Origin of the sequence: Zoogloea sp. LCSB751, from assembly GCF_002028455.1 — a bacterium.
Lineage (GTDB): Bacteria > Pseudomonadota > Gammaproteobacteria > Burkholderiales > Rhodocyclaceae > Zoogloea.
Genome location: NZ_MWUM01000001.1, coordinates 467140 through 483273, shown reverse-complemented (window position 1 = coordinate 483273; position 16134 = coordinate 467140). Strand labels below are relative to the sequence as shown.

16 protein-coding genes are annotated in these 16134 nt (G+C 68.1%); 6 read left to right on the top strand and 10 right to left on the bottom strand.

All coding sequences use genetic code 11. The annotated features are described in order from the left end of the window. Positions 1–37 precede the first annotated feature (37 nt). Positions 38–919, bottom strand: coding sequence for an alpha/beta fold hydrolase (locus B4920_RS02300; protein ID WP_079433122.1), 882 nt, complete (start codon positions 917–919; stop codon positions 38–40). 97 nt (positions 920–1016) lie between these two features. Between B4920_RS02300 and B4920_RS02295 the strand changes: the two genes are divergently transcribed. After that, positions 1017–1919: a LysR family transcriptional regulator gene (locus B4920_RS02295; protein WP_079432973.1), complete on the top strand. Its 903-nt coding sequence runs from the start codon at positions 1017–1019 to the stop codon at positions 1917–1919. Here the strand turns inward: B4920_RS02295 and B4920_RS02290 are convergent. From B4920_RS02290 to B4920_RS02275, 4 genes are read right to left on the bottom strand one after another with little or no spacing between them, the layout of a single operon-like run. After that, on the bottom strand, positions 1916–3250 hold the full coding sequence (locus B4920_RS02290; RefSeq protein ID WP_079432972.1) for a ferric reductase-like transmembrane domain-containing protein: 1335 nt from the start codon (positions 3248–3250) through the stop codon (positions 1916–1918). The two genes, B4920_RS02295 and B4920_RS02290, sit on opposite strands and share 4 nt — an antisense overlap. A gap of 60 nt (positions 3251–3310) precedes the next feature. Next, positions 3311–4384: a lipocalin-like domain-containing protein gene (locus B4920_RS02285; protein WP_079432971.1), complete on the bottom strand. Its 1074-nt coding sequence runs from the start codon at positions 4382–4384 to the stop codon at positions 3311–3313. Further along, positions 4384–6879 carry an FtsX-like permease family protein gene (locus B4920_RS02280; protein WP_079432970.1) on the bottom strand — a complete coding sequence of 832 codons (2496 nt, stop codon included), beginning with the start codon at positions 6877–6879 and terminating at the stop codon, positions 4384–4386. The genes B4920_RS02285 and B4920_RS02280 overlap by 1 nt, the downstream gene beginning before the upstream one ends. Positions 6880–6890: 11 nt before the next feature. After that, entirely contained in the window at positions 6891–7544 is a 654-nt protein-coding gene (locus tag B4920_RS02275) for an ABC transporter ATP-binding protein (protein ID WP_079432969.1), read from the bottom strand. Positions 7545–7917: 373 nt separating this feature from the next. Between B4920_RS02275 and hpnC the strand changes: the two genes are divergently transcribed. The 3 genes from hpnC to hpnE are packed head-to-tail and all read left to right on the top strand — an operon-like array spanning position 7918 to position 10898. Then, on the top strand, positions 7918–8739 hold the full coding sequence (gene hpnC, locus B4920_RS02270; protein ID WP_079433121.1) for a squalene synthase HpnC: 822 nt from the start codon (positions 7918–7920) through the stop codon (positions 8737–8739). 6 nt (positions 8740–8745) lie between these two features. Then, positions 8746–9582: a presqualene diphosphate synthase HpnD gene (hpnD, locus tag B4920_RS02265; protein WP_079432968.1), complete on the top strand. Its 837-nt coding sequence runs from the start codon at positions 8746–8748 to the stop codon at positions 9580–9582. After that, a complete protein-coding gene (gene hpnE / locus B4920_RS02260; RefSeq protein ID WP_079432967.1) occupies positions 9579–10898 on the top strand; it encodes a hydroxysqualene dehydroxylase HpnE in 1320 nt (439 codons plus the stop codon). The genes hpnD and hpnE overlap by 4 nt, the downstream gene beginning before the upstream one ends. 27 nt (positions 10899–10925) lie before the next feature. Here the strand turns inward: hpnE and B4920_RS02255 are convergent, their stop codons facing one another. Both B4920_RS02255 and guaB read right to left on the bottom strand, forming a co-directional pair. After that, positions 10926–11639 carry an ABC transporter ATP-binding protein gene (locus B4920_RS02255; RefSeq protein WP_079432966.1) on the bottom strand — a complete coding sequence of 238 codons (714 nt, stop codon included), beginning with the start codon at positions 11637–11639 and terminating at the stop codon, positions 10926–10928. A 156-nt stretch (positions 11640–11795) separates the two neighbouring features. Beyond that, a complete protein-coding gene (guaB, locus tag B4920_RS02250; protein WP_079432965.1) occupies positions 11796–13256 on the bottom strand; it encodes an IMP dehydrogenase in 1461 nt (486 codons plus the stop codon). Between the two features lie 81 nt (positions 13257–13337). Between guaB and B4920_RS02245 the strand changes: the two genes are divergently transcribed. Then, a complete protein-coding gene (locus tag B4920_RS02245; RefSeq protein ID WP_079432964.1) occupies positions 13338–13802 on the top strand; it encodes a DUF4124 domain-containing protein in 465 nt (154 codons plus the stop codon). A 40-nt stretch (positions 13803–13842) separates the two neighbouring features. On the opposite strand, the gene B4920_RS02240 is transcribed toward B4920_RS02245, so the two are convergent. Together B4920_RS02240 and B4920_RS02235 are read right to left on the bottom strand one after the other, a co-directional pair. Further along, entirely contained in the window at positions 13843–14163 is a 321-nt protein-coding gene (locus tag B4920_RS02240; RefSeq protein ID WP_079432963.1) for an RnfH family protein, read from the bottom strand. 1 nt (position 14164) lies between these two features. Then, complete coding sequence (locus B4920_RS02235) at positions 14165–14602, bottom strand: type II toxin-antitoxin system RatA family toxin (RefSeq protein WP_079432962.1); 438 nt, start codon at positions 14600–14602, stop codon at positions 14165–14167. A 67-nt stretch (positions 14603–14669) separates the two neighbouring features. On the opposite strand from B4920_RS02235, the gene smpB reads away from it, so the two are divergent. Beyond that, a complete protein-coding gene (gene smpB, locus B4920_RS02230) occupies positions 14670–15116 on the top strand; it encodes an SsrA-binding protein SmpB (protein WP_079432961.1) in 447 nt (148 codons plus the stop codon). A gap of 32 nt (positions 15117–15148) precedes the next feature. Here smpB and B4920_RS02225 read toward each other — a convergent pair whose 3' ends face one another. Beyond that, complete coding sequence (locus B4920_RS02225) at positions 15149–16078, bottom strand: hypothetical protein (protein WP_216819709.1); 930 nt, start codon at positions 16076–16078, stop codon at positions 15149–15151. Positions 16079–16134 lie beyond the last annotated feature (56 nt).

Sequence of the window (16134 nt, the reverse complement as noted above, 5' to 3'; positions counted from 1 at the left end):
CACCCGACACGCCCCGCTGATCTATATCAAACCGGGCTCAACGCAAGCCGTCGAGAAAAGCCACGATCCGCGCTGCAACCCGCTCCGGTGCTTCCACGTGGGGATAGTGGCCGGCGCCCTCCAGCAACAGGCTCTCGCCGCGCAGCATGGCCGTAATGAGACGGGCCTCGTCGGCCGGATCGGCGAAGTCCGGGTCGTCTGTGCCCATCACCACCAGACTGGGCACGCGAACCTGGTCGAGGATCGCGTCGGTGTCGGCCTTCGACAGGCCGATCATCGTCTCCAGCGCCAGCATTCGACCCGGCTCGTGCAGGCTGCGGGCCAGGCGCTCGCGCTGCTCCGCGTGGTCGGGCGGCGGCGCCAGCGGGAACAGGCTGTCCCAGTATTTCAGCCAGAAAGCCGTCCGCCAGGGGCCGGCGAAACCCAACCACAGGGCCGCCCTCATCCACGGCGACACCGGCAGATCGCGCAGCACCGGCCCCAGCAGCACCGTACCGCGCACCCGCTCCGGCGCATCATGGGCCGCCCACAGGGCCGCGCCGGCAGCGAAGGAGTTGCCGAGCACCACAGCCGACGGCGCGCCAAGATGATCCATCAGCGCCAGCACATCGCCGCCGAGCGCATGGGCCGAGTAGTCCGCCCATCCGACGCTCGACTCGCCCTGCCCACGCACGTCCAGGCTGACGACCCGGTAACCGGCCGCCACCAGCAGCGGGCGCAGAAAACGGTACTGGGCGCGCAGGTCGCCCATGCCAGGCAGCGCAATGAGCAGCGGCCCCGCACCGCCGCTGTCGTCGTAGGCCAGGCGACCGCCATCCCGCTCCAGGAAACGGGTCTCGGGGTGCGGCGCGGGCTGTTCGGCAGCAACCGGGCTCGCCAGGAAGCCGGCCAGCAACAGCAGGGAGGAAAGGAATTTCATCGTCGTGACGTCCAATGCAATGGGAATGACGTCACTGTAGGGATTCGCACTCCATACGAAAATTGCCAAAAACTCTTGATCAGCTATACATTTTCGTATGAGCTCAACACCGTCCGACGAACCCGACTGGGATCTCTACCGCAGCTTCCTGCATGTCTTGCGGGAAGGCAGCCTGTCCGGGGCCGCACGCGCCCTCGGCACCACGCAGCCAACCATCGGACGCCGCCTGGAAGCCCTGGAGGCCGCCCTCGGGTGCACCCTGTTCATCCGCACGCCGACCGGCCTGCAAGCCACGGATGCCGCGCGCCGCCTGGCCGCACCGGCCGAGGCGATGGCGGCACAGGCCGGCGCGCTGCGACGGGCCGCCTCCGCGGGCCAGGACGAGGTTGCCGGCACCGTGCGCCTCACCGCCAGCGAAACCATCGGCGGCGAGGTACTGCCGCCGATCCTCGCCGAGCTGCAGGCCGCCCACCCGGCAATCCGCATCGAACTGGCCCTCACCAAGCGCAACGAAGATCTGCTGCAGCGGGAAGCCGACATCGCGGTGCGCATGGTCCGCCCGAGCCAGGAGGCCCTCGTCGCGCGCCGCCTCGGCACGCTGGCCATCGGCCTGTACGCCCACAGGCGCTACGTGGAACGACGCGGCCTGCCGTCAGTGATCGACGAGCTGGCCGGCCACGCGCTGATCGGCTTCGACCGGGACGCGAGCGCACTGCGCGCCCTGCAACAAAGCGGCCTGGCACTGGCACCCGAGGACTTCGCCTTCCGTTCCGACAGCGAGCACGCCCAGCATGCCGCCCTCCTCGCCAGCCTTGGCATCGGCGCCTGCCAGACCGGCATCGCCGCGCGCCACCCGGACCTGCTGCCGGTACTGCCGGGTCAGGTGCGCTTCGAGCTGGAGATGTGGCTGGCGATGCACGAAGACCTGCGCAACGAACCGCGCATCCGCCGGGTCTTCGATTTCCTCGCTGATGGGCTGGAGCGCTACGCCCGCGGCTAGCGCATCTGGAACAGCTCCTGATGGAAATCGGCGTCGGCCAGGCCGTGGGCGACGAAGTCCTCCCGCAGCGCCTGCCCGAAAGCCGGCGGGCCGCAGAACCACACGCTGGCATCCGCCCACTCCGGCACCGCGGCGCGGATGCGGTCGCCGTCCAGCCGGCCGTCCCGCTTACCCACCAGCAAGTGCAGGCGCACCCCGGCCGCTGCCGCATCGGCCACCAGCTTGTCGATGGCAGCCTGCTCGAAATCCGCGGTCGGATGAAAGAGGTCGATGCGCTGCGTGCCCGCGTCGCGGGCCAACTGCTTCATCCGCGCGACGAAGGGCGTGATGCCGATGCCGGCGCCGATCCAGATCTGCCGCGGCTTCTTGTCCTCGAAATCGAAACAGCCGTAGGGCCCTTCGACGCGCACCGGCATACCCACGCGCAAGCTGTCGCGCAGGCGGCCGGTGTGGTCGCCGAGAGCCTTGGTGATGAAGACGATCCGGCGCTCGGCGGCATCCCACGCAGAGGCGATGGTGTAAGGGTGTGCGCCTTCCTTCGGGTTGGAGGTCACGAAGGCGAACTGCCCCGCCGCGTGCCCGGCCCAACCCGCGTCGAGCCGGATGGCCGTTTCCAGCACGCGCAGCTCCGGGTAGTAAGTCAGCGACTCGATCTGCCCGCCAACCCGCCGCCGGGCCCCGACCCGCCCCGTCAGGGACAGCAGCGCGGCGAGCACGCCGGCGGAAATCAACACCGCCATCATCCAGCCCACCGGCTGCGCCCAGTAGGCGAACTTGATCAGCACCAGCGAGTGATAGGCCAGCACCAGGAACAGCGCTGCCAGCCATTTGTGGGTCTTGGTGAACAGGTGGTAGGGAAAGCGTTTGACGAGGGCTAGCGCAATCAGCACGACCGCCGCGTAAAACGCCCACTCGCCGAGGGACTCCGCCGTTCCGCGCTGCGTGCGCAGCCAGCCCTCGACCAACCCCAGGCTCTCGCCGGACGGCGGCTTGCGCGGCGGCTTTACCAGCCAGCCCCAGCCCACCATCCACTTGGTGCCCTTCGCCCACCACCAGTGCAGCGCCCCGGCAACCAGCGCCGCGATGCCCAGCCACTTGTGCAGGCGGTACATCTTGTCGAGCCCGTCGAGATGCGGCTCCAGCCACTTCGGCCGCACCGCCAGCAGCATGCCGACACTCATCGCCCCGATGGCGATCACGCCGCTCAACTGGACAAAGACCGTCCTGAAGGAGAAATAGGTGAAGGGCTCGGGCGCCAGCGTATCAGCCAGCAGCCACAGCCCGGCAAGCGCCAGCAAGGACGCCCACAAGACGAGTTTGATGCGTTTCATGTTCCATCTCTATTCAAACAAATGGCGCGACACGTCCGTGCCGACGCCCAGCAGCAAGCGCTAACCCACCCGGATGCGCTCCCCGTAGCCGGTCATCTCCAGATAGCCGCGGCCAAGCTCCCGCCCCCCCTCGACGACCCTCACCGCGCCTTCCCAATACACCGAGCCGGTGGAGCGGCGGCTATCCAGCTCCTGGTCGTCCAGCAGGGGCCGCAATTCGAACTCCCGCTCGCCGACGCGCAGCCGCCATTCCACCGGATAGGTGATGGCGGTGCGCGGCGAGCGCCATTCCCGGCCCGGCGTGAAAGCGATTTCCGCCGGACGCATGACCCGCGCGCCACCACCGGCCAGCTGCCAGGTCGCCGCCGCCCACAGCGCGCGGCCGTGCCCGTCGCGCAGGCGGAAAGCCATCAGCGCGCTACCGTCGTCCAGGTTGAGGCCGACCCAGTCCCAGCCCTTGGCGCCTTCCGGCAGGAGTTCGCTGGACCACTCGTGGTCCAGCCATGCCTTCCCGCGCACCGGCTGTTGCTTCCCGTCTAGGGTCACGCTACCACTCACCGCCAGCTGCGGGCGGCTGTAGTAGTAGCTGGCATGGCGCGGATCGGCCGCCTTGGCGCTGAAGCCGCCCTGCCCGTTGAGCAGCGGCGGACCGGCGGGCTGCAGCTCCAACGCGTAGGCGAAATCGTCGGCATGCACCTCGGCACGGTAACGCCCGCCATCCAGTGCAAAACGCCAGTCGCCGACCCACACGCCGGTCTGCCCCAGCGCGAAACCGGCTCGCCCGAAGCCGACCCGCGCCGAGCGCTCCCCGTGGCGCAGCCGCCCCAGGCGCGGATCGGCAATCGCCGCATGGGCGAGGATCAGTTGGCGTGGCGCGAAGGCGCTCGGGCTGTCCTCGCCGACGCCAGTGCGGACGCGGAAGAAGGTCGTCTGGAAGCCCAGCGGGCTACCGTCCGGCAGATTCAGCCAGCCGGTGGCGTACCACCACTCGGTGCGGAAATCCGGGTGGGCGCCGTGGTCGGCCGGAAAGACCAGCCGCCGACCCGGCAACACCGGCGCGAAGTCCACGGCCGCCATGGCGGAACGCCCGGCCGCCCCGAGAGCCAGCGCCAGCAGGAAACGACGTCGCTCCATCACCAATCCTCCCGCACCGCCAGCACCGCGTCCTGGCGCATCGCCTGGCGCCCGGCGAGCACCGCGGCCAAGGCCGCCAGCGCCACCAAACCGCCGCCGAACAACAGCAGCGACAGCCACGGCACATGCAGGTCCATGCTCCAGTGGAAGCTTTGCCGATTGACCACCTCGATCAGCACCAGCCCGATCGCCCCGCCCGCCAGCAGGCCGGCCAGCACGCCGACGCCGGCCGCCAGCGCGCCCTCCTGGGCCAGCATCCAGCCGATCTGGCGGCGTGTCAGCCCGAGATGGCGCAGCATGCCGAACTCCTTCCGGCGCGCCGCTGCCAGCGCCGCGAAGCTGGCCGCCACGCCGGCCAGGCCGATGGCCACCGCCACAGCTTCGAGCAGATAGGTCACCGCGAAGGTGCGGTCGAAGATGCGCAGCGTGATCGCGCGGATCTCGCCAGGAAAAGCCACCTCCAGCACACCGGGGCCGGCCAGCGCGGTCAGCGCGTGGGCCGTGCGCAGCGCGTCCGCGCCGGGCGCAAGGTGGATCGCTGCATCGTTGACCAGAGGGTCGCCGGTCAGGCGGCGGTAGCTGTCCAGGTCGATCATCACCGCGCCGGTCTGGCGCGCGTAGTCCCGCCACACTCCAGCCACCGTCAAACGCACCGGCTTGCCGGCCAGCGGCAGCTCGACCTGCCGGCCGGGCTGCCAGCCATACAGATCCTGCATGGCTTCGGAGATCCACACGGCCGGCCCGTCCGCCGCCACAGCCCTGCCGACCAAGGGCAGGCCGTCGCCGTCCGCCGACACTGGCCGCGCCAGCAGAGCCACCGGCGCCTGCCCCGCAGCCAGACGCAGACCGTCGTGACGCGTGAAGGCCACCGTGCCGACACCAGGCGTCGCGGCGATGCGCGCCTGCAAGGCTTCGTCCAGATAGCTGCCCGACTGGGCGCGGCCGGCGCGCAGATAGAGGTCGGCCGGCAGCAACTGGGTCAGCCACTGGTCCACCGAATCCCGAAACGAGGCCACCATGATCGCCATCGCCGCCGCCAGCGCGACGCTGGTCAGCACGCCGGCGGCCGCCACCACCGCATGGCCGGGCGCCGCCGCCAGCCGGGCCACGGCCAGCCGTGCGGACACGGGCCCACCGCCCGGCAACAGGCGGGCCAGCAGCGCCGCAATCGACGGCAACAGCAGCACCGCCCCGGCCAGCACGCAGGCCACCGCCAGATAGCCGCCAAGCGGCAGGCCATCCACTGGCGGGATCGCGCAGGCCACCAGGCCGCCGGCCAGCAGCGCCAGACCGAACAGCGGATGGCCGCGCCCGCCGTGCAGCGCGGCTTCGTCGCCGGCCTTCAGGGCCTGGGCCGGCGCCACCGTAGCGGCTTCCCTGGCCGGCAGCCACGCGCCGGCCACGCCAGCCACAGCACCGAGCAGCACATAGATGGCACTGGCCAGCGGCTGGAACTGCAGACGCGGCGCCAGGCCGGCGAAGTAACCCGCGCCCAGGTCGCCACCGAGCAGCGCCAGCGCCCCCCACGCCAGGCCATGGCCGACCGCCACACCCAGCACGCCGCCAAGCAGGCCGACCGCCGCCCCCTCGCCAACCAGCCAGCCGAACAGGGTCCGCCGGGACAGGCCCACCGCGCGCAGAAAAGCGAATTCTCTACGTCGGCGCACCACCGACAAGGCCTGCGCCGAGAAGACCAGGAAGCCGCCGGTGAGCAGCGCAATCGCCGCCAGCAAAGTCAGGTTCACCCTGTAGGCCCGCGACAGGTTGGCCGCCTGGTCCGCCTCCGCGGCTGGCGTCTCCACCAGCACGCCGTCCGGCAGCTCGGCCTGCAGGCTGTGTCGGGCGGCCCCCGCATCGACACCCTCACGCAGGCGCAGATCGATGCGGGTCAGGCGGCCGAGCTTGCCGAACAGGATCTGCGCAGCGGCAATGTCCATCACTGCAAGGCGGCGGCCGTCGCCCGCCGCGGGCAGATCACCGGCCACTTTCAGCGCAAGCTCCGCGCTGCCAGCCTGTACGTGCAGCAGCGCACCGGTCTTCACGCCGAGCCGGTCGGCCGCCGCATGAGAGAGAAACACGCCATCGCCGGCGAAGATCGCGAAACGGTCGCCGCCGGCGGCGCTGGGCAGCAGTTGCGGCGTGACCCGCGCCAGCACGAAGGCATCGACACCCAGCACCTGCAGGGATTCGTCGCGCCCGACCAGCCGTGCCTCGACCTCCAGGACTGGGCTGGCCTCGGCCACGTCCGGATGGGTTGCCAGCCGCGCGTAGAGCTGTTCGTCGAAGCCACCGCGCGGCCCGACCACCTGCAGGTCCGCCGCGCCCGCCATGTTGCGCAGGCCCCGGTCGAACTCCGACAGGGCCGCCTCGTGCACCGCCTGCACGGCCATGCCCAGCGCCACGCCGAGCACGATGGCAACCAGCGAGAACAGCGTCGCCAGCCGCCGCCGGGCCAGCGAGCCGAGGAACACCGGCGCCAGGCGCCTCCACTCCATCCGCGGCCCGCTCACCCGCGCAGCCCCTCCGCCGTCAGGTGCAAGATGCGATCGGCCGTGGCCGCCGCCTCCAGCGAATGGGTGACCAGGATGCCGATCGCTCCGGCGGCGCGAATCCGCTCGGCCAGCAAGGCCAGCACACGCGTCGCGTTGGCCGGGTCCAGGTTGCCGGTCGGCTCGTCGGCCAGCACCAGGCGCGGCGCATGGACCAGCGCCCGGGCGATCGCGACCCGCTGCATCTCGCCGCCGGACAGCTCCCGCGGCCAACTTTCGGCCCGTGCCCCCAGCCCGACCGCATCGAGCAGCTCGCGGGCCGGGCCGGCGGCGGCGTCCCGCTCGACGCCCTGCAGCCACAGGGGCAGTGCCACGTTCTGGACCACAGTGAGGTGCGGCAGGATGTGGAAAGCCTGGAACACGAAACCCAGCTTGTCCCGGCGCAGGCGGGTCAGCGGATCCTCGTCGTACTGCGCGTAATCCTCGCCGTCGAGGCGCAGCCGGCCACTGTCCGGCCGGTCCAGCCCGGCAATGAGGTTGAGCAGCGTCGATTTGCCAACGCCCGACTCACCGACGACGGCCACGTACTCACCGGGTTCGAGACTCAGGGAAATGTTCTGCAGCACGGTCCGGCCGTTGAAGCGTCGGGACAGGTTTTCGATTTCGAGCATGGATGAGGGCGAAACGGCGCGGCCGGGAACGGGATAGCTGATAGGTGTCGATTGGCAGGGATTGGTTCCCGATCTCAAGCCGGAGATGGGCTGTGGCTGTGGCTGTGGCTGTGGCTGTGGCTGTGGCTGTGGCTGTGGCTGTGGCACCGTAAGGCTCGTCAAACTGTGGGAGCGAATTCATTCTCCCCCACAGCTATCCCCCGACAGTCCCCCACCACACTCTGATCTCTCACAGCCCCGCATCCTCCGCCCAACCGATGGTGCAGCCAAGCGCAAGAATGCCCGTCTGCGCGCCGGGCTTGCGGAATTTCGCCCGCATCCGTGGCATTGCGCCCGCCAGCGGCCAGACGCCGCAGGTATACTCCGCGCGCCCATGCCCGTCGATCATTACGAGAACTTTCCCGTCGCCTCCTTCCTGCTGCCGGCGCGCCTGCGTGAACCGGTGGAGGCCATCTACGCCTTCGCCCGCAGCGCCGACGACATCGCCGACGAAGGTGACGCGACGCCGATCATGCGCCTGGCGCGCCTCAACGACTACAAGCGGGCGCTACTGGCCATCGAGCAATACCGCCCCTTCGACGATCCGACGCTGGAACCGATCTTCAAGCGCCTGAGCCGCAACATCCGCGACTTCGGGCTGCCAATGCAGCTTTTCCGCGACCTGCTCGACGCCTTCAGCCAGGACGTCGGCAAGACCCGCTACACGGACTTCGACGAACTCGGCGACTACTGCCGCCGCTCGGCCAACCCGGTCGGGCGCCTGCTGCTGCATCTCTACGATGAAGCGACGCCGGACAACCTGGCCGCGTCAGACCTGATCTGCACCAGCCTGCAACTGATCAACTTCTGGCAGGACGTGGCGGTAGACTGGCAGAAGCAGCGCATCTACCTGCCGCTGGCCGAGCTCGAACGCTTCGGTGTCACCGAAAACTGCATCGCCGATGGCAAGGTGACGCCGCAGTTCACCGCGCTGATGGATTTCCAGATCCAGCGCGCCCGCTGCATGATGCTGCGCGGCGCCCCCCTCGCCCACCGCCTGCCCGGCCGCATCGGCTGGGAGCTGCGCCTCGTGGTGCAGGGCGGCCTCGCCATACTCGACAAGATCGAGGCGAACGGCTACGACGTGTTCCGCCGCCGTCCGACCCTCGGCAAGACAGACTGGCCGCGCCTCGCCTGGCGCGCCCTCACCCGGTAGCGCCCCATGACCGACCCCCACGCCTATTGCCAGGAGAAGGCCGCCAGCAGCGGCTCCAGCTTCTACTACAGCTTCATGTTCCTGCCCCCCGAGCGGCGCCAGGCGATCACCGCTCTGTACGCCTTCTGCCGGGAGGTGGACGACGTGGTGGACGAATGCCACGACATGCAGATCGCCCAGACCAAGCTCGACTGGTGGCGCCAGCAGGTGGATCAGATTTATACCGGCACGCCGCAGCACCCGGTCGGCCAGGCCCTGCAAGCAGTGAACAAGCAGTTCCCGCTGCCCCGCGAGCAACTGCTCGAGATCATCGACGGCATGCAGATGGACCTGCAGCAGACCCGCTATCTGGACTGGAAGGCGCTGCAGCTGTACTGCTACCGAGTCGCCAGCGTGGTCGGCCTGCTGTCCGCCGAGATCTTCGGCTACAGCAACCGCCAGACCCTCAAGTACGCCCACGATCTGGGCATGGCCTTCCAGCTCACCAACATCATCCGCGACGTGGGCGAGGACGCCCGCCGCGGCCGCATCTACCTGCCCATCGACGAGTTGCAGCGCTTCAACGTGCCGGCCCGGCAGATCCTCGACGGCCAGCACACCGACGGTTTCCGCGAACTGATGGCCTTCCAGACCCAGCGCGCGCGCCAGTTCTACGACCAAGCCTTCGCCCAGTTGCCGGACGAGGACCGCAAGGCCCAGCGCCCCGGGCTGGTGATGGCGGCGATCTACCGCACGCTGCTCGACGAGATCGAAGCCGACGGCTTCCAGGTGCTCGACCGACGCACCTCGCTGACGCCCGTACGCAAGATCTGGATCGCCGGACGGACCTGGCTGCGCGGATGAACACAGGTCCCGACATCGCCGTCGTCGGTGGCGGCTACGCCGGCTTCGCCGCCGCCGTCACCCTGGCCCGCGGCGGCGCGCGGGTGACCCTGTTCGAGTCCTCCCGCGTACTCGGCGGCCGCGCCCGGGTGATCGACAAATATGGCTGCCGGATCGACAACGGCCAGCATATCCTGCTCGGTGCCTACACCGAAACCCTGCGCCTGTTGCGCCTGGTCGGCGTCAAGCCGAGCGTGCTGGAAACGCGCAAGCTGGCCCTGGTCTATCCGGGCGAGTGCACGCTGCGCGCCGCCGCGCTGCCGGCGCCGCTGCACCTGGCCGTCGGCCTGCTGCGTGCCACGGGCCTGGACTGGCAGGACAAGCTGGCCATGGCCCGCCTGATGCGCAGTCTCAAGAGACGCAAGTTCCGTATCGAACCGGATCGCCCGGTGGCCGAACTGCTTGCCGAAACCGCTCAGACCGAGCGTCTCACACGCCTGATCTGGGAGCCCCTGTGCGTGGCCGCCCTCAACACGCCGGTTGTCGACGCGTCGGCCCAGGTCTTCGCCAATGTGCTGCGCGACAGCCTGGCCGCCGGCGCTTCCGCGTCGGACCTGCTGCTTCCGCGGCTGGACCTGTCGGAGCTGTTCCCGGTGCCGGCTTCGCGCTGGCTGGCGATGCGTGGCCATACGGTGCGCATCGCCGAACCGATCAAGGCCATCGAGAGCATCGGCGAGGGCTACCGGCTGGATGGCGACCCGTGGACCACGCTGTTCGAGCACGTGGTGATCGCCACCGCGCCTTACCATGTGGCGCCGCTGGTGGAGACGCTGCCGGCGATGGCGCCAGTAGTGGAAGGCATCGCCGCCCTGCGCTACGAACCCATCGTCACCGCCTGGCTGGCCTTCGACGGGCCGGTAAGTTTTCCGGAGCCGAAGATCGGCCTCAGCGGCGGCTACGGCCAGTGGGCCTTCGACCGCGCCGCGCTGGGCGGCGAGGAAGGCCTGGTCAGCGTGGTCATCAGCGCCCGCGGCGCCCACCAGGAAGTCAGCAAGGAGGCGCTGGAAATCGCGCTGCTGCAGGAGTTGCAGCATGTGCTCGGCCCGCTGCCGACGCTGTCCTGGTCGCAGATCATCACCGAAAAACGTGCAACCTTCTCATGCACGCCCGGCCTCGTCCGCCCCGGCGTCGCGACGCCCCAGCCCGGCCTGTGGCTGGCTGGCGACTACATCGCATCGGACTACCCCGCCACCATCGAATCGGCCATCCGCAGCGGCGTGCAAGCCGGCCGCAGCATCCTCAAACGCTGCGGACTGAAGGAACAGATTCTTTCGTAACGACCGAGCCGGCCGGGGAAAGCCGTTTTAGACAAGCTTCCCGGCAGACAGCCGCAGACTGCGCCCGCAGCGTTCCGCCAGGCTGGTGTCGTGGGTCACCAGCACGAGGGTCGTGCCGGATTCGACGTTGAGGGAGAACATCAGCTCGATGACCGCCTCGCCGGTGGTCACATCCAGGTTACCGGTCGGCTCGTCGGCCAGCACCAGCGCCGGACGCGGCGCGAACGCACGGGCCACCGCGACCCGCTGCTGTTCGCCGCCCGACAGCTGGCGCGGGTAATGCCCCAGCCGGCCACCCAGGCCGACCCGTTGCAGCCAGGTCTCCGCCTCCTGGCGGGCATCCTTCCGCCCGGCCAGCTCCAGCGGCAGCATCACGTTCTCGAGGGCCGTCAGCGCCGGCAGCAGCTGGAAGGACTGGAACACGAAGCCCACGCACTCCCCGCGCAGAGCCGCACGGCCGTCCTCGTCGAGGGCGAACAGGTCCTGGCCGCGGATATGCACGGAACCGCCCGACGGCGAATCCAGGCCGGCCAGCAGGCCCAGCAGCGTGGACTTGCCGGAGCCGGACGCACCGACGATGGCCACCGCCTCGCCGGCGGCGATACTGAAGGAAACATCCTCCAGGATGTGCAGCGCCCCACCGTCGTCGGTGGCGACCGTGCGGCTCAGGTGTTTGACATCGACGACGGGTGCCAATGCGGCTGCCGTGGATGAGGAGTCGGATCGGGTTCGGGTCAGCATGGCTATGTGGAGTGGATTTTCGGCGATAGGTTCAGCGCCAGCGCGCCGGTCGTCGCAATTATCCCGACACACGATGACATTCCGCCACCGGCCGCAGCCCGTCAACGAACAGGGGCAGCCCGCAGGCTGCCCCTGATGCACGTGAACCGGAAAGACTCAATCCACGTGGTAGTTCGGCGCTTCCTTGGTGATCTGCACGTCATGGACGTGGGATTCGCGGATGCCGGCCGAGGTGATCTCGACGAACTCGGCGCGGCTGCGCATTTCGTCGATGGTGGCGCAACCCACGTAGCCCATGGAGGCGCGCAGGCCACCCATCAGCTGGTGAATCACCGCCGTCACCGCGCCCTTGTAGGCGACACGGCCTTCGATGCCTTCCGGCACCAGCTTGTCCACATTGCCTTCGTTGTCCTGAAAGTAGCGGTCCGCGGCGCCCTGCTGCATGGCACCGAGGGAACCCATGCCCCGATAGGACTTGTACGAACGGCCCTGGTACAGCACGGTCTCGCCCGGCGCTTCCTCGGTACCGGCGAACAGGCCACCCAGCATCACGACGTTGGCACCGGCCGCGATGGCCTTGGAAATATCACCGGAATAACGGATGCCACCGTCGGCGATCATCGGTACCCCCGTACCGGCCAGCGCGGTCGCCACGTTGTCGACCGCGGTGATTTGCGGAACGCCGACACCGGCAACGATGCGGGTGGTACAGATGGAACCAGGACCGATGCCGACCTTGACGCCATCGGCGCCAGCCTCGACCAGCGCCCTGGCAGCAGCCGCGGTAGCGATGTTGCCACCGATGACGTCCACCTTCGGGAAGTTCTTCTTGACCCAGTTGACCCGGTCGAGTACCCCCTGGGAATGACCATGGGCGGTATCGACGACGATCACGTCAACGCCGGCTTCGGCCAGCAGCGCTGCACGTTCCTCGGTACCGGCACCGACACCGATGGCCGCACCGACACGCAGGCGGCCGAGGTTGTCCTTGGCGGCGAGCGGGTGCTCGGTGGACTTCATCATGTCCTTGACGGTGATGAGGCCGGCCAGACCGCCTTCTTCGTTCAGCACCAGCACGCGCTCCAGGCGGTGCTTGTGCATCAGCGCCCGCGCCTCGTCGAGGCTGGCGCCTTCCTTGACCGTGACCAGGCGCGACTGGGGCGTCATGATCGCCGAGACGGGCTGGTCGAGATTAGTCTCGAACCGGGTGTCACGGTTGGTGACGATGCCGATCACCTTGCTACCGTCCACCACCGGCAGGCCGGAGAATTTGTGGGTGCGGGTCAGGGTGAGCACCTCGCGGACCGTCATGGTCGGCGGGATGATGATCGGGTCCTTGAGGATGCCCGATTCGAAACGTTTTACCTTGGCTACTTCGGCCGCCTGCTGCTGGGGGGTCAGGTTCTTGTGGACGATCCCGATCCCGCCTTCCTGCGCGAGCGCAATGGCGAGGCGTGCTTCGGTAACGGTATCCATTGCGGCGGACACCAGCGGAATATTCAGGGTAATGTTGCGCGTGAGTTTCGTCTGGAGGCTGACGTCGCGCGGGAGAACGCTCGAATGGGCGGGGATGAGAAGGACGTCATCGAACGTCAGCGCCTTCTGGATCACTCGCATGGCTTTAATCCCTAGAACCAAATCCGTATTATACGCAGCTTGCCGCCCCGCGGCAAAAGCTTTGTCTTACCGGAGTCCCGAATGCCGCGCAAGCTTCTTTTTGTTCTGCTGACCTGCGCCGCCCCGGCAGTCCTCGCCCAGGCCATCTACAGCTGGAAGGATGCCAGCGGCCGTGTCCATTATTCCGACGCCCCGCCACCCGACGCGCCAACCCGTACCGTGCGGCAGGCCCCGCTGGCGCCGCGTCCGGCGGTATCCGAGGCCGCCAGCGGCAACGTTCCCCAGACCTTCGCGGAAAAGGAACTGGCTTTTCGGAAGCGCCGCGCCGCCGCGGCCGAGGCCGAAGAAAAAACCCGCAAGCAGCAAGCCACCGAAGAACAGCAGCAACAGGACTGCACGCGCTTCCGTCAGCAACTGACCGGCCTGGAAAGCGGTCAGCCGACCGTTCGTGTCAACGAGGCCGGGGAACAGGTGTTCATCGGCGATGACGAACGAGCGGGCGACGTGGCACGCATCCGCCAGTATCTGGAACGAAGCTGCCAGTAGGCGGCACCCCAGGCCGTCAAACCCACCTGCCTGCGCTGACTCAGGCCTCAGCCAGGCCACCGCCCTTCTTCATGACCTTGCCCTCCTCGGCACGCTTGCGGCGCACCTCCTTGGGGTCGGCGATCAACGGTCGGTAGATCTCCACCCGGTCCTTGTCCCGCAGTACCGTGTCGGCCTTGACCAGCTTGGCGAACACCCCGAGCTTGTTGGTTTTGGCGAGGTCGATCTCGGGGTGCTTCTGGAGCAACCCGGAGGCGTCCACGGCCCGCTGCACCGTACTGCCCGCGGGCAGCTTGAGGCGCACGACTTCCTGGCGCTCCTTGAGCGCGTAGCAGACTTCGACGGAGATCGAATCGGACATGTCAGCCCTTGCTGTAGATTTGCGAGGCGCGCTTGACGAACGAATCGACAAAAGTGTTCGCAATGTGACTGAACACCGGCCCCACCGCCTTTTCGATCAGGCGACTGGAAAACTCGTAATGCAGGTTGAACTCGACCTTGCAGGCGGCGTCACCCAGCGCAATGAAGTCCCAGCTGCCGTCCAGGTGGGTGAAGGGCCCGTCGGTCAGGCGGATGTGCATGTGCCGCGGGTATTCCTTGTCGTTCTCGGTACTGAAGTGGGACTTGATACCGTGGTAGTTGATGTGGAGGGTGGCCTTGGTGATCTTGTCGTCACGGCCATGCACTTCACTGCCCCCACACCAGGGCAGGAACTTGGGGTAATCCTCGCAGCGGTCCACCAGATCGAACATCTGGGCCGGAGTGAATTCGATCAGGACGATTTTCTTGACGGCTGCCATTGGGGCGCGGGCGAACTACCGAGCTGTTAAAATGCGCGATTTTACGCGTCCGTTCAAGCCTACGCCAATGAGCATCATCGACAACCGCAAGGCCTTCCACGATTATTTCATCGAGGACAAATACGAAGCCGGCCTCGTTCTCGAGGGCTGGGAGGTCAAGGGCATCCGCGCCGGGCGTGCCAACATCAAGGAAAGCTACGTGGTGATCCGTGGCGCCGAGATCTTCATCGTCGGCATGCACATCACCCCGCTGGAGTCCGCGTCCACCCACATTCACCCCGACCCGACCCGCACCCGCAAGCTGCTGTTGCACGCCGAGGAGATCGCCAAGCTGATCGGCAAAGTGGAACGCGCCGGCTATGCGCTGGTGCCCCTCGACCTGCACTACGCCAAGGGCCGGGTGAAGATCAGCGTCGGCCTAGCCAAGGGCAAGAAGCAGTACGACAAGCGGGAAACCGAGAAGGAACGCGACTGGGAGCGCGAAAAAGCCCGTCTGGTCCGCTCCAAGACCTGACGCCCCGCCGCCCGGCCCGACGGGCGCCGTGCCTACTCGGTTTCGCTGAGCGCCCACTCCACGTCCAGGCGCTCCAGCGCATCCACCGGCTGGCAGGCGCCTGCCGCCGCAAACAACTCGTGGGCACGGCCCTGCTGCGCGGAACCGAATGCCAGCAGCGTGGATCGCGCGTACTCGGCCAATACCACTGGCGACTGGGGATTCAGCCGGCGGGCCGTTTCGAAGTGCTCGATGACCGCCTCCTTGCGGGCGCCATAGGTCAGGCCAGCGACCACACCGCCGATCTTGTCGATGACTTCGGCGTTATAGACCCCCAGCGCCACATAGGCATCGGCGTGATCGTTATCCAGTTCGACGACCCGCTGCAGGCAGTCCCGCACCTTGCCGCCCAATCCACGGGCCAGCGCCTTGACCACCGAGATGCTCTGGCTGTAACGCCCGAGCGCCAGACCATGCACGTACCAGGCATTGGCCCAGTTCGGTGCCAGCTCGGTGAGCGCAGCGCAGAATTCGACGGTTTCTTCGAGGATCCGGATCCGCCGCGGCTCGTCCTCCTCCAGATGGGCGGCATAGACCACAGCCGCCCGTGCCGCCACGACCAGCCCCACCGGCCCAGCCGCCAATCCGTGTTCGACGGCGTCGGCAAAATCACCCGCGTGGTAGGCACGCCAGGCCTCCTCGACCAACGGCAATACGACCGCCGGATCCGGCACGTGGGCCAGCAGGGCCGGGTTGGCGTCGAGCAGCGCATGCAGACTGGCCAGGTCCGGATAGGGCGCCCGATCGCCGCGGTGCAGACGCGCCCAGTTGCTCGACAAGGCGGTTCCGCCATAGCGATAGACCCGGTTGCCGTAGGGAAAGCGCTTCCAGCTACGACGGCCGGCATCCTGCTCCGAGCGGGCCGCGGCCACACGCTGACGCGAACGGCGCAGGGCGACGGTCCAGTCAAAGGTCAGATGCATAGGCAGTCCTTTCCCGCAAACAAGGCCACCGGAGGCGCCCTCAAAAAATGCCAAAA

Coding starts and splice junctions, on each gene's coding strand:
- B4920_RS02300 (WP_079433122.1), bottom strand. CDS start 919: ATGAAATTCCTTTCCTCCCTGCTGTTGCTGGCCGGCTTCCTGGCGAGC.
- B4920_RS02295 (WP_079432973.1), top strand. CDS start 1,017: ATGAGCTCAACACCGTCCGACGAACCCGACTGGGATCTCTACCGCAGC.
- B4920_RS02290 (WP_079432972.1), bottom strand. CDS start 3,250: ATGAAACGCATCAAACTCGTCTTGTGGGCGTCCTTGCTGGCGCTTGCC.
- B4920_RS02285 (WP_079432971.1), bottom strand. CDS start 4,384: ATGGAGCGACGTCGTTTCCTGCTGGCGCTGGCTCTCGGGGCGGCCGGG.
- B4920_RS02280 (WP_079432970.1), bottom strand. CDS start 6,879: ATGGAGTGGAGGCGCCTGGCGCCGGTGTTCCTCGGCTCGCTGGCCCGG.
- B4920_RS02275 (WP_079432969.1), bottom strand. CDS start 7,544: ATGCTCGAAATCGAAAACCTGTCCCGACGCTTCAACGGCCGGACCGTG.
- hpnC (WP_079433121.1), top strand. CDS start 7,918: ATGCCCGTCGATCATTACGAGAACTTTCCCGTCGCCTCCTTCCTGCTG.
- hpnD (WP_079432968.1), top strand. CDS start 8,746: ATGACCGACCCCCACGCCTATTGCCAGGAGAAGGCCGCCAGCAGCGGC.
- hpnE (WP_079432967.1), top strand. CDS start 9,579: ATGAACACAGGTCCCGACATCGCCGTCGTCGGTGGCGGCTACGCCGGC.
- B4920_RS02255 (WP_079432966.1), bottom strand. CDS start 11,639: ATGCTGACCCGAACCCGATCCGACTCCTCATCCACGGCAGCCGCATTG.
- guaB (WP_079432965.1), bottom strand. CDS start 13,256: ATGCGAGTGATCCAGAAGGCGCTGACGTTCGATGACGTCCTTCTCATC.
- B4920_RS02245 (WP_079432964.1), top strand. CDS start 13,338: ATGCCGCGCAAGCTTCTTTTTGTTCTGCTGACCTGCGCCGCCCCGGCA.
- B4920_RS02240 (WP_079432963.1), bottom strand. CDS start 14,163: ATGTCCGATTCGATCTCCGTCGAAGTCTGCTACGCGCTCAAGGAGCGC.
- B4920_RS02235 (WP_079432962.1), bottom strand. CDS start 14,602: ATGGCAGCCGTCAAGAAAATCGTCCTGATCGAATTCACTCCGGCCCAG.
- smpB (WP_079432961.1), top strand. CDS start 14,670: ATGAGCATCATCGACAACCGCAAGGCCTTCCACGATTATTTCATCGAG.
- B4920_RS02225 (WP_216819709.1), bottom strand. CDS start 16,078: ATGCATCTGACCTTTGACTGGACCGTCGCCCTGCGCCGTTCGCGTCAG.